This window comes from Colwellia sp. MB02u-6 (assembly GCF_014077095.1).
GTDB lineage: Bacteria > Pseudomonadota > Gammaproteobacteria > Enterobacterales > Alteromonadaceae > Cognaticolwellia.
Genome location: NZ_JACGVG010000035.1, coordinates 455,032 through 467,535, shown reverse-complemented (window position 1 = coordinate 467,535; position 12,504 = coordinate 455,032). Strand labels below are relative to the sequence as shown.

At 38.6% G+C, this 12,504-nt stretch carries 9 protein-coding genes and 1 pseudogene; 4 read left to right on the top strand and 6 right to left on the bottom strand.

The window, feature by feature from the left end; genetic code table 11:
• Nucleotides 1-163: 163 nt before the first annotated feature.
• Nucleotides 164-1,099 carry a glyoxylate/hydroxypyruvate reductase A gene (locus H4J46_RS11600; RefSeq protein WP_182233635.1) on the bottom strand — a complete coding sequence of 312 codons (936 nt, stop codon included), beginning with the start codon at nt 1,097-1,099 and terminating at the stop codon, nt 164-166.
• A 140-nt stretch (nt 1,100-1,239) separates the two neighbouring features.
• Between H4J46_RS11600 and H4J46_RS11595 the strand changes: the two genes are divergently transcribed.
• On the top strand, nt 1,240-2,106 hold the full coding sequence (locus H4J46_RS11595) for a PA4780 family RIO1-like protein kinase (protein WP_182233634.1): 867 nt from the start codon (nt 1,240-1,242) through the stop codon (nt 2,104-2,106).
• Nucleotides 2,107-2,247: 141 nt separating this feature from the next.
• Here the strand turns inward: H4J46_RS11595 and H4J46_RS11590 are convergent, their stop codons facing one another.
• Together H4J46_RS11590 and H4J46_RS11585 are read right to left on the bottom strand one after the other, a co-directional pair.
• Entirely contained in the window at nt 2,248-3,234 is a 987-nt protein-coding gene (locus H4J46_RS11590) for a YeiH family protein (protein ID WP_182233633.1), read from the bottom strand.
• 606 nt (nt 3,235-3,840) lie between these two features.
• Nucleotides 3,841-4,290 (bottom strand): annotated as a pseudogene (locus H4J46_RS11585) (DUF1456 family protein); the annotation flags it as partial.
• A gap of 357 nt (nt 4,291-4,647) precedes the next feature.
• Between H4J46_RS11585 and mfd the strand changes: the two are divergent.
• The 3 genes from mfd to H4J46_RS11570 all read left to right on the top strand — a co-directional run bounded on the left by mfd (nt 4,648) and on the right by H4J46_RS11570 (nt 10,303).
• Nucleotides 4,648-8,157 carry a transcription-repair coupling factor gene (mfd, locus tag H4J46_RS11580; RefSeq protein WP_182233631.1) on the top strand — a complete coding sequence of 1,170 codons (3,510 nt, stop codon included), beginning with the start codon at nt 4,648-4,650 and terminating at the stop codon, nt 8,155-8,157.
• Between the two features lie 142 nt (nt 8,158-8,299).
• Nucleotides 8,300-9,961, top strand: a complete 1,662-nt coding sequence (locus tag H4J46_RS11575) for a CsiV family protein (protein ID WP_182233630.1) — start codon at nt 8,300-8,302, stop codon at nt 9,959-9,961.
• A 51-nt stretch (nt 9,962-10,012) separates the two neighbouring features.
• The gene (locus tag H4J46_RS11570; protein WP_182233629.1) at nt 10,013-10,303 is read left to right on the top strand and encodes a DUF1244 domain-containing protein; all 291 of its coding nucleotides are present in this window, start codon (nt 10,013-10,015) and stop codon (nt 10,301-10,303) included.
• 235 nt (nt 10,304-10,538) lie between these two features.
• On the opposite strand, the gene H4J46_RS11565 is transcribed toward H4J46_RS11570, so the two are convergent.
• The 3 genes from H4J46_RS11565 to H4J46_RS11555 all read right to left on the bottom strand — a co-directional run bounded on the left by H4J46_RS11565 (nt 10,539) and on the right by H4J46_RS11555 (nt 12,495).
• Nucleotides 10,539-10,811: a hypothetical protein gene (locus H4J46_RS11565; RefSeq protein WP_182233628.1), complete on the bottom strand. Its 273-nt coding sequence runs from the start codon at nt 10,809-10,811 to the stop codon at nt 10,539-10,541.
• A 405-nt stretch (nt 10,812-11,216) separates the two neighbouring features.
• The gene (locus tag H4J46_RS11560; RefSeq protein ID WP_182233627.1) at nt 11,217-11,906 is read right to left on the bottom strand and encodes a pseudouridine synthase; all 690 of its coding nucleotides are present in this window, start codon (nt 11,904-11,906) and stop codon (nt 11,217-11,219) included.
• Between the two features lie 262 nt (nt 11,907-12,168).
• The gene (locus H4J46_RS11555) at nt 12,169-12,495 is read right to left on the bottom strand and encodes a GNAT family N-acetyltransferase (protein ID WP_259365807.1); all 327 of its coding nucleotides are present in this window, start codon (nt 12,493-12,495) and stop codon (nt 12,169-12,171) included.
• Between the last annotated feature and the right edge of the window lie 9 nt (nt 12,496-12,504).

The window sequence follows — 12,504 nt, the reverse complement described above, 5'->3', positions numbered from 1 at the left end:
AAAAATCAGCAAAAACTTTCGATTTTAAATAATAAAAAACACTAAATCACTTTACCTGTGGAGTTTGTTAAATCACTTTTCTCTAGCAACTACTTGCTTAGACCTTGAATATGTCTGTAAATAAAAATCAGACCTTATAACAAAGTCTATTTTACTATCTAGATTAATAACCATTAACTTTACTGACCGCTTTGGGTATTTGGCCAGTCTCACGAAAACTCGTAATGTTTTTAGCGACAATATCACAAGCACTATTAAGGTTTGTTGGCGCAGATATATGAGGCAAAATAGTGATATCAGGGTGATGCCAAAGCTCGCTATCAGCGTTTAATGGCTCATGTTCAAAAACATCAAGCACAGCATGGCTAAGGTGATGACTGTTTAGCGCATTTAACAGTTCATCGGTATTAATGACGCCACCACGGGCAAAATTAATTACCGCACTACCTTGAGGTAATTGCGCTAACAATTCTTTATTCACCATACCGCGTGTTGCAGGCGTTAATGGTAGTAAACAAACTAAAATATCACTTTGTGCTACCATTTCAGCCAAGCCATTATTGCCACTATAACTGCTAATATTTGCTATTTTTTTAGCCGTACGGCTCCAGCCCATGACCTTAAAACCATTTTGTTGTAATTGCTTTGCGCTAACTTGGCCTAATGCTCCTAAGCCAAGAATACCAATACGCCGTTCACTTGCTGGCACAAGTTGATGTTGCTGCCAGTGCTTATTTTTCTGCTGCTTAGCATATCGTGGCATGTCTCGATGAAGATATAAACTCCAGGCTAACACCGCTTCAGACATGGCTCTACTAAGTGTTGGGTCAATTAAACGCACCACGTCAATCTGCGAGTGAGCCAATGACATCATCAAATGTTCAACACCGGCCCAAATACTATGTAACCATGTCAAATTTTCAAATTCAGCCAATAATTCAGTATTAGGGTTGGCAACAATAGCTAGTTGACAGTGTTTTTTTTCTGCCGATTTGACCTCAGAAAAAGCAACAATATTTTCATCAGGCAAAGCCTGATTAAGTGCTGTTATCCAAGTAATTTCTTCATTTTTAGGTAATTGACTAATAAATGGGATCATATGGCTTTGCGTTTATGTTAAAGAGATTTTATTATATTACCCAACATTTACCTAAACCAGACAATGTTTTAATTTTTTGATAAATAAAAAGTTATACTTTTGCTCTGGCATCCAACGCCCAACTAAGGTATAACGGCGCTATGAAAGTACCTAAACGCATACAGCCACTTGTTAATGATGGCTTAATAGATGAAGTAATAAGCCAATTAATGAGTGGAAAAGAAGCCACTGTTTATATGGTTCGTTGTGGCGACGAAGTTCGCTGCGCTAAAGTTTACAAAGAAGCCATTAAGCGTAGCTTTAAAAAAGCAGCGCAATATCAAGAGGGGAGAAAAAGTAGAAATAGCCGTCGTGCCCGAGCGATGGAAAAAGGGTCAAAGTATGGTCGCGACCAACAAGAGTCTGCTTGGCAAAATGCTGAAGTTGATGCGCTTTACCAACTAGCAGAAGCTGGTGTTCGTGTACCGCAACCTTTTGGCTGTTTCGACGGTGTTTTATTAATGGAACTTGTCACCAACGATGCTGGTGATGTAGCCCCGCGCTTAAATGACGTGGTAATGTCAGCGGAACAAGCTCAAGAAGATCACACACTGGTTATGCATTATGTCCAGTTAATGCTCTGTGCCGGTATTATTCATGGTGATTTGTCAGAATTTAATGTTTTAGTTGATGATTATGGCCCGGTCATTATTGATCTACCACAAGCGGTAGATGCATCAGCCAATAACAATGCCAAAGCTATGTTAATGCGCGATGTTACCAATATGACTAACTATTATGGTCAATTTAGCCCGATGTTAAAACAAAGCAAGTATGGCCAGGAGATGTGGGCACTGTTTGAAAGTGGAGAGCTAACACCAGAATTAGCACTGACCGGCTTATTCAAAGAAGACACAGCCAGTGCAGACGTTGATACAGTATTAGAAGAAATTAAAGCTGCATTTGAAGAAGAAGAAGCCAGAATAGAACGTATTAGTGACGCTAATTCGGTCGATAGTGACTATTAATATTGATGATAAATGGTCACTATTTTTTTATTTAGTTTGATTAAGCCCAACTTTTTTTTCGGCTTAATCAAACTAAATAAAATTGAATAAAGTAAAGCTGAGTAAGGTTAGCTATGTAAATCGCCTACTACAGAAACACTGCTAATAAAAGAACATGATACCCACAATAATCAAGCTCGCTAAAAATATCGTTTCACAGCCCATTAACAACACCGGTCGCCAACCAAGAGAAAACACTTGTTTTAATGAAGTTTTAACACCGATTGCCGCAATAGCAATCACTAATAAATTACTCGACAAACTCCGAATGAAAGCAATGAGCCAAACTGGCAGGACACCCACATTTTTTAAAAATGCCAGCACAAAAAACATAATCAAAAAGCCTGGAATAAAGACACTAACACCCCCCGACATTTTGCTGTTTTTTTCTTTAAAAGCAAAAAACACCATCATGACTATTGGCATTAACAACGCTACTCTGAGCAGCTTAATATAAGTTGCTACGTCGCCTGCTTCAGGCGATATGGTATAACCAGCACCAACCACTTGAGCAACATCATGAATGGCGCCACCAATAAAAACCCCGGCCAATTCATCTGAGAAACCTAAGTAACTGGCTACAACAGGATAAAGTATCATTGATAAAGTGCTAAAAGTGGTAATACCTATCACGGTAAAAGCAAAATACTTTTCTTGAGATTTATCGTTTGGTAGCACTGTTGAAATCGCGGCTGCCGCTGAGACACCACAAACCGCCACCGCGCCACCAGACAATACCCCAAAAATTTTCGACAAGCCTAAAGATCGCGCAAACAACACCCCAAAAACCATGGTCAACGCCATGCTCACCATTACAATTAAGGGCGGAGTAATACCGAGTGAGACAATATCAGCAAAAGCAATACGCACACCTAATAAGCCAACACACAAACGTAATAGCTCTCGTGAGCAAAAGTTAACACCCGCTTGAATATTTACCTTGCTGTAAAATGAATGCAAACTCAAACCCATTAATAATGCAAAGAGTATAGTCGGCGCTTGATAACGCGTGGCAACTATTGTGGCAAGAATGCCAACCAATACACATAAGGCAATACCTAATAATTTAGCTTGTAAATTCATTAGCATTTTTAGTTTAACCGTAAGATTTTTTTGCTAAAAAAGAGGTTGTAAATTGTACCACTAGTGATAACACTTATATTGATTTTTCTAATACTAAACATTAAAAAGCCTGCAAGTGCAGGCTTAAAATATAACAAATTATAGGGTTTAAAAATTAAACATAATAGCGACTAACTAAACCAGTTGTTATTATTACCTTTAGCCGCAAATCCCACTACTATCAAAGTAATAATAGTTGGCGTTATCATACCGCAAAGCCCGAAGACGATATCAGCAGTGTAGAACCAACAAAGTATCACAATAATTTCTGGATTTGGCTAACCGTTTGCCATAAGACATAGCTAATAATCATTTAAAACCACTAAATTTATAACACAGATATCAGCTTGTTAAGTGCTACTATTCACCCCAAATATCTTTCGATTTAAGTTTTAGCACTTTACGTTCACCGGGTTTGCGTTCAACTTTAGTTTTATTCGGGTTAACATAAATTTTACTGGCCTTAGCATTAGCCGAATTATAATTTTTATCCGCTAAAACCTCTTCTAACTTATCTTTAACCTCTTCAACTACTGGGCTTTTTACTTGTTCTTTCGCACGACGTTGCACATGAAATTTCTTGTCAACGCCCTGTAAGAAGTTGCGTAATACCTGATCTTTACATTCACGATAATTTTTATGATCTGGCTTGCGAGAAAACGCGCTTAGCTCGGGCTTATTTAAACGAAAGTTTGCTGATTCCAACATAGCGATAATATCTTCTGCTTTTAAATTAAAAGCAATTTTCAATTTAGTGAGAATAATATTATTGTTTAAACGCTTTTCAACCTTGGCTGGTTCACCTTCTTTTTTACCGCGACGCTCATTAATAAAGCCATTTAAAAATGCGGCAAACGTAGTATCAGGGCAATTAACATAAGCAGGGTCTTCTTCTTGCTTTAGCCAGTTACTTATTTGATCTCGGGTCACGGTTAAATCACCGGCAGCAAAAATAGCAATAACCTTTTGATCGTTAAAATTAAAGGTATATCTCAGGCGACGTAAAACATCGTTGTTAGTCACAAACTTCTCCAAAAATCCAACGAGTGTCGCTGGTTAGTTTTACTTTCAGGCTAAATAGGCTGACACAGCCTATGAGCGACTAGCAAAACTCTAGTGATTCAATTACACGATATTATACACGCTTTAAATAAGCAGATCTTTACCTGCATGCGCTATTTATTAATTGAATAATGTAAAAGCATTACGGCTTTAAATTTAGCGGTTAAAGATCAGGTAAAACTCATGTTAAGATACAGGTATTTTTGATGTAAACGGCATTTACTGGTGCAAAGACTAAAGCTTAAAAGCACCAAGGTCACGGTGCAGTAAAATGCTTCACTATGCATTCTTTTCAACGCAATTAAATTACGAGCAGTCATGAGCAAAAATGTTAATCTCTTCAATCCGGTATTAGCTAAAAGCCGGGGTAAAAGTGCCGATAAAAAAGTTTGGCAAAACCTACCTGGTAGTAGTGCCACTGTCGCTATTTTTCATGGCGCGTTATCAACGCAACAGCCCATACTACTACTGACTCATGATACGCCATCGGCATTGCGCTTAGAGCAAGAGCTAACCAGCTTAAATCAACAAGCTCAATTACCTATTTGTTTATTTCCTGATTGGGAAACCTTGCCGTACGATACCTTTTCGCCACACCAAGATATTATTTCCCAACGTTTAGCCACCTTGTATCAATTATCGCGTATGGATAAAGGCATTGTGATTGTGCCCATTTCCACTTTAATGCAACGTTTAGCACCAAAACAATACATTGAAGCCAATAGTTTAATCATCCAAAAAGGCGATAAAAAAGATTTACATCAATTAAGACAAAGCTTAGAAGCCAGCGGATATCGCTGTGTTGATCAAGTGATGGAACACGGTGAGTTTTCTGCTCGTGGTGCCATTCTTGATATATTCCCTATGGGCAGTAAAACACCGTTCCGTTTAGACTTTTTTGATGATGAAATTGACGAAATTCGCTTATTTGATCCAGAAAACCAACGCTCTAGCGACAAAATAGATGGCATAAATTTATTGCCCGCACATGAGTTTCCAACCGATACTAACGGTACCAACTTATTTCGCAGCCAATACCGCGAACAATTTACCAGCACGATTGACAAAGCATCAATTTACCACCAAGTCAGTAATGGCATTATGCCCGCGGGCATAGAGTATTATTTGCCTTTGTTTTTTCAGCAAACCAATACCTTATGTGATTACCTTACTGATAATACCTTAGTGATTATCAGTGGCGATATTGATAAAGCCTTAGCGCATTACTGGACTGATATTGACTATCGCTATGAAGACAGGCGCTACGATCCCACTCGGCCACTATTGCCACCCAAGCATTTATTTCTCAATAGTGAAGAGCTCTACAGTGCCTTAAAACCTTTTGATCGAATCAATTTAAAACCCGAAGTCATCGAAGACGAATTAAAAGCATCACAAGTGCAGTTTGACGTACACACCTTGCCAGATCTGACCATAGATCATAAATTAAAGCAGCCATTTGAATTACTCAATAACTTTGTTAACAGCAAAGAAACACCAAACAAACTCTTATTTGTTGCAGAAAGCCAAGGTCGACGTGAAAGTGTATTAGAGCTACTAGAGCGTAATCAAACAAAGCCAAGTATCTTTAAGAGTATTGAAGATTTTGTTAATAGTGACGCGCTCATAGGTATTACGGTTAACGCTTTAAGTGCCGGCTTTATTTTTCAAGCCAAAGGCAGTGCGAAAAAAAATGCCATTGCCTTAATAACAGAAGCTGAATTGCTCGGCGATCGCGTCCGTCAAACTCGCCGTCGTAATAAACAACAAGAAATTCAAAACGACGCGATATTTAAAAATTTAGCTGAGCTTAGTATTGGCCAACCTGTGGTACATATTGATCACGGCATTGGTCGCTACATGGGTTTACAAACCATTGAAAATAGTGGTATTACCACAGAGTTTTTAATGCTCAGTTATGCAAAGGAAGCCAAATTATATGTGCCCGTTGCCTCACTACATTTAATTAGTCGCTACTCAGGCGCCGATGCTGACCACGCACCGTTACATAAACTGGGTAACGATACTTGGAGTAAAGCCAAGCAAAAAGCGGCAGAAAAAGTACGTGACGTAGCCGCTGAACTGTTAGATATTTATGCCAAACGCGCCAGCAACCATGGTTATAGCTTTAAACGAAATAAAGATGATTATCGCGCTTTTGCAGACAGTTTTAGTTTTGAAGAAACCTTTGATCAAGCACAAGCCATTAATGCGGTAATTAGCGACATGTTATCGCCAAAAGCGATGGACAGATTAGTCTGTGGTGATGTCGGTTTTGGTAAAACCGAGGTTGCCATGCGCGCGGCATTTATTGCGGTGAACGACGGAAAACAAGTAGCGATATTAGTGCCAACTACCCTGCTTGCTCAACAACACCATGAAAGTTTTCGTGACCGTTTCGCCAATTGGCCTATTAACATTGAAGTTTTATCACGCTTTAAAACCGCTAAAGAACAAAACGCTATTGTCAAAGAGGTTGAGTCTGGCCAGATAGATATTTTAATTGGTACCCATAAGCTTTTACAAAACAGCATAAAATATAAAGATCTAGGGCTTTTAGTAGTTGATGAAGAGCATCGATTTGGCGTTAAACAAAAAGAAAAAATAAAACAGCTGCGGGCAAACGTAGACATTTTAACACTGACCGCAACCCCAATCCCACGAACCTTAAATATGGCCATGGGCGGGATGCGCGACTTATCAATAATAGCCACACCACCTGCAAAACGATTAGCGGTAAAAACCTTTGTAAGAGAGCGTGATGACGCCTTAATTCGCGAGTCAATCCTGCGGGAAGTATTACGTGGTGGTCAAGTCTACTTCTTACATAACAATGTCGACACCATAGATAAAACCGCTGCAGACATTCAAGTATTATTACCCGAAGCGAAAATTATTACCGCTCATGGACAAATGCGTGAGCGCGAACTTGAACGTGTGATGAACGACTTTTATCACCAACGTTATAATGTGCTGGTCTGTACCACCATTATTGAAACTGGCATCGATGTGCCCACGGCTAATACCATTATTATGGATCGAGCTGACCACCTAGGTTTAGCACAACTACACCAATTACGTGGCCGTGTCGGGCGCTCACATCATCAAGCTTATGCCTATTTATTAACCCCGCATGAAAAACGTATGACTAAAGATGCAAAAAAACGTCTTGAAGCCATCGCCTCATTAGAAGACTTAGGTGCTGGCTTTACTTTGGCGACTCACGATTTAGAAATTCGTGGCGCCGGTGAGCTATTAGGCGAAGATCAAAGTGGTTCAATGAGCCAAGTAGGTTATACCTTATACATGGAAATGCTTGATGCCGCCGTTACCGCCCTTAAAGAAGGTAAAGAATTATCGCTCGACCAAGTGACAAAAACTCAAACTGAAGTAGATTTACGCGTAGCGGCACTATTACCCGATGACTATATTTTCGATGTAAGTTTACGCTTAAGTTTGTATAAACGTATTGCCAGTTGTAAAAATAAACAAGCGCTCGACGACGTGCAAGTTGAGCTGATAGACCGTTTTGGCTTATTACCACAAGCAGCAAAAAATTTGGTGCATATCGCCAAGCTGAAACTTAAAGCACAAAAAATGGGTATTACCCGCATTGATGCAGGTCCTGCTGGCGGTTCATTTGAGTTTAACACCGAAACTAAGGTAGACCCTCTGTTTATCATCGGCTTAATTCAGCAACAACCAAAAATATATAAAATGGAAGGTGCTAATAAATTGAAATTTAAGCAAGTGACCGAAGATGCAAAATCTCGCTTTATTTTAATCGCTACCATGCTGAACGAATTGGCAAATCACGTGCGTGCTTAAACACCACAATGATCAAGACTTAAAGCCAGCCTAGTTATCTTTTATATTTAATAGATAACTGATTGATAACTGATTGACAATATAAGTATTGATCAACCTTTGCTATTATCACTGGGTAAAATAAACATTAATTGGATACTGAATGAAATTAACTCAACTATTTTTATGTTTTACCGTCTTAACATTTCCACTAACGTTAAATGCGACGACACAAGAAAATAATGACCGATGGTTTGATGTCGAAATTATTCTGTTTAGCCAATTGAGTGATAAAAGCCAGTTAAAAGAAAACTTTCAAAACAACAGTGAATTACCAAAACATCGACGTGTGGAAGATTTACTCAGCCGCTATTTAAAGCCTGACATTCGCACGTTAAAGCAACTATTACCCCAATGTGATTCACCACACTATGTCGGGGATTTAGCGAAAAAAAATGCCAAACTCCCTGCGCTTTTTAATGAAAAATCATTAGCGCAAATATCACAATTAGCGCCAGAGCTTTCGGTGTTGAACCAATCTACAGATATAGATATAGATAGCACCAATCGGCTTGACTCTAGCAACAGTGTGACACAGCTTTCAGCCGATAATGACACAGCTAATCGACATGTTTTTACCGACAATACCGGACTAAACAATGCATGGCTAAATAATACTGAGCTAAACAGTGAAATGGCTAGTGCCGATCCAGTGAATAATCCCGCTATAAGTGACGCGACTATCAATAATAGCAACACCGGCAACGCTGACATCAATGCAATAGCCTTATCAAACACCTTGTCTGATAACGAGCGGGAAAAAACTCAACGTTTAGTACTCGCGGCAGAAAAAGAATTTCAAAAACTTAAATTTAAATATCCTTCCAAGACTGAGCCAATATTATTATGCCGAATTGACCCAGCATACTTTGCCGACTATCAAGTCGAAAATCCTGACTTTGACTATCATGGTTTTGCTGTTGATAAAGTGCCATTATTGATTGATGGCCAAGAAGATATCGACAACAATAAAACACATTTGCTTAGCAAAAATTCATTACAGCTTAATGATATTATTCAAGACTTAAGGTATAGCAAAAACTTTCGCCCTATGTTGCATATGGGCTGGCGACAAGTTGCTCGGCCTGAAAAAAAATCTGTGCCCGTGAAAGTGTATGCCGGTGATAATTTTGCTATCCCTTACCAAAAACAATTAACTAAATTCAACGACCAAAAAAATCAGCAAACGACTCACTTGCTTAAAGATACTAGTAAGAAAAATCTGATGGAGTCTTTACCGGTAAAAAACCAAACTGAACAGCTACAACAAGCTAAACAAGCACGTCTCGAACAAATTATCACGCAAATAGCACAGGTAAACGAAAATACCGACGAACTATTAGCAGCACTTAACCAACAAGACTTATCGCTAAAACTTACGGATGAAATGTCCTTAGCAGCAACAGTAAATACGCCACCAATAGCGCCTATTCAACAGTGGTTTATTGAGGGTTTTTTCAATATTCATTTAAAACATTATTTATTTATTACTGCTGATTTTAATATTTTAGATAAAAGCTTAGCAGAACTGGCTACAGCAAGATTAGCTCCAAAGCTACCAACTAATGCTAATGTAAATCTAAATAGTGCAGCAAATGCGTCGACACCAATACAGGCCAAAGCTATTCGGTTTCAACAAAACCGACGCGTTATAAGTGGCGAAGTGCATTATTTTGACCACCCCTACATGGGCATGATAGTGCAAATTAGACCTTATACAAAGCCAGAGTCTGAGTCTGAGTCTGAGTCTAAAGAAAGCCTTTAGACTGATTAATGACTGCATTATATTTTTACCAACAACATTTTCGAGGATACTATGGATAAAGAAATTGAAATTCAAGCGGCGGTATTTCGTCGTTTACTCGCACATTTAGATAATCGTAAAGACGTACAAAATATCGAGTTAATGAACCTTGCCGGCTTTTGTCGTAACTGTTTTTCTAAATGGACAGTAGCTGAAGCTGAAAAATTGGGTGTTAATGTCGATATTGATACGGCACGCGAACAGGTTTATGGCATGCCTTATAATGAGTGGAAAGAAAAACATCAACTGCCGGCAACAGATGAACAGCTAGCGAAATTTAACCAGTTAAACGCAAAGAAATAATGTAAGCTCGATTTTTATAGACGATTAATACGCTCCTGTACCCTATACAAGAATGAAATCGGTCGAGCTGTATCTTGCAGTGCTTAGTTATTGTCAGTGGTATATAAAAGTATCAGCAAAATAGACGATATTAAGCTAAGTAGAAGCACTGCAGCCTGACCTTTAAGCAGATAAAAAATCACTGCTGGATACTTAGTGCTTGGTTTACGGTTCGGATTTAGGTTAAAGCCAAACCTCAAACCATAACGTTCAATGCTGTAGCTCTGAGATCATTTCGGTCACGTGATTCCAACCAACGCCTTCGTTTAATTCGTTGTTGACGCCGATCGCCGCCAGAACGGCGCTCATCTTTAGATAGCGCTTGTGAAGCTATTTTAATTTTCAGCTGCTCAGTCAGAGCATCAGGCATTTTTTTTCTCTGCTGCTGTTGTTTTTCACGGCTGTCTTTTTCCAAACGCTCTGCTTTTGTGGTCAAACTGGCCGGCAATAAACTTACAAAAACATCCATAACTCTTTTTAACTCCCTTATTAATAGTAGTTACAGTCCTGATTAATTAATCGGCAGTTAGTGCTAAAAGTTTAATCTTTTTTTAAGCAGCAATAGACCATTACTGAATTTTTTCAGCTTTAGTTTTAGTTTTAGTTTTAATTTTAATTTTAATTTTAATAGGAGTCAAGCATAGCAAGGCTAAAGAAGTCACCGCTACTCAAAAGTTATTGATAACACTTTGCTATTAGATTTTTATCAAAGTAGATGAGGAAAAGGCTATAAGAGTAAGGCGCTGATTAGCTAGTCACTAACTATTATGATTAAAACAGAAGCTATTATTGTCTTTTTTCTTAACCAACAGGGTAAGGAAAAGTTTGTGCAAATAACGAATAGCGATTATCTGCACTAACTAAAACTAAGTGTTTATAGAAAAGCACTGACTTCCTCGGTGTTTAAATAGCGCCACTCACCTAAGGGTAAATCAGCCAATTTTACTGGGCCTATTTGCTCGCGATGCAAACCAAGCACCTGATTACCAACCGCTGCAAACATGCGTTTAACTTGATGATATTTACCTTCGGTTATGGTCAATAAGACTTCTTTCTCAGTAACTTGCTCTAGCTTCGCAGGACGAGTTAAACCATCTTCACCTTGCAATTGCACGCCATGAGTAAACTTCTCTGCCGTAGTAGCCTTCAAAGGGTCACGTAGCCACACACGATAAATTTTTTCGCATTGTTTCTTAGGTGAAATAATATTATGCGACCAGTGACCATTGTCAGTAATTAGCACTAGCCCTGTAGTATCAGCATCTAGGCGGCCGGCAATGTGCATATCAAATGCTTTATCAACAGCAATTAAATGTAATAACGAGGGATAAATTTCATCAACATTAGAGCAAATGGTAGCAAGAGGTTTATGCAAAAGGATATAACGAAAACTACGCGCAGTGAGTGCTTCGTCTTCAATGCAAATATAATCATCTTCATGCACCTGTGTGGCGGAGTCTTTAATTACCACTTCATTGACCGTTACTTTGCTCATTTTGAGCAATTTTTTAGCTTCAGTGCGGGTAAGCTCAGTGCTTTTGCAAATAAATTTGTCGAGACGCATAGTCAGTAATATCGCTAAAGGTAATGAAATAAAGGCGCCGCTATTATCGCTATTTGAACATTTTTAGCAAGGCTAGCATGTAGCGGCATTACAAAAACATTCATTAGCACTAGCTTGGATTGAATTGTAGAGCATATAACAGAATAGAACGATGGCCAATAACTAACCTTGGTTAAGTTGATGTACAAAACGCCGATATATTGAGTACTCAACAATCAAACTGACTATGTTGTACCTAGCGCTATTTATATTTCAAATACAGCTAATCATTAACCATATATAAGCAATCTTTCACGGTTATTTTTTCAGGGTAGCAAGCAACAGTAAATCCACTTTTTTCATAGGTTTTAATTGCACTGCCATTATTTTGCACAACAAATAATGAAGATGAATTGGCGTTTAAATCAGCTTTTCCTCTAACACTTAATTGCTGAATTAAATGTGCGGCAATACCTTGACCACGAAAGATAGGGTTAATCACCAACCGGCAAAGATGGCACTTACCTAGTCTTAAATAATACTGCCCAAACCCTAACAACTCTGCTTGCGCAGAAAGTAAGGCAAATGACGGCAAAGACTCTAATTTCAAATCACTCTT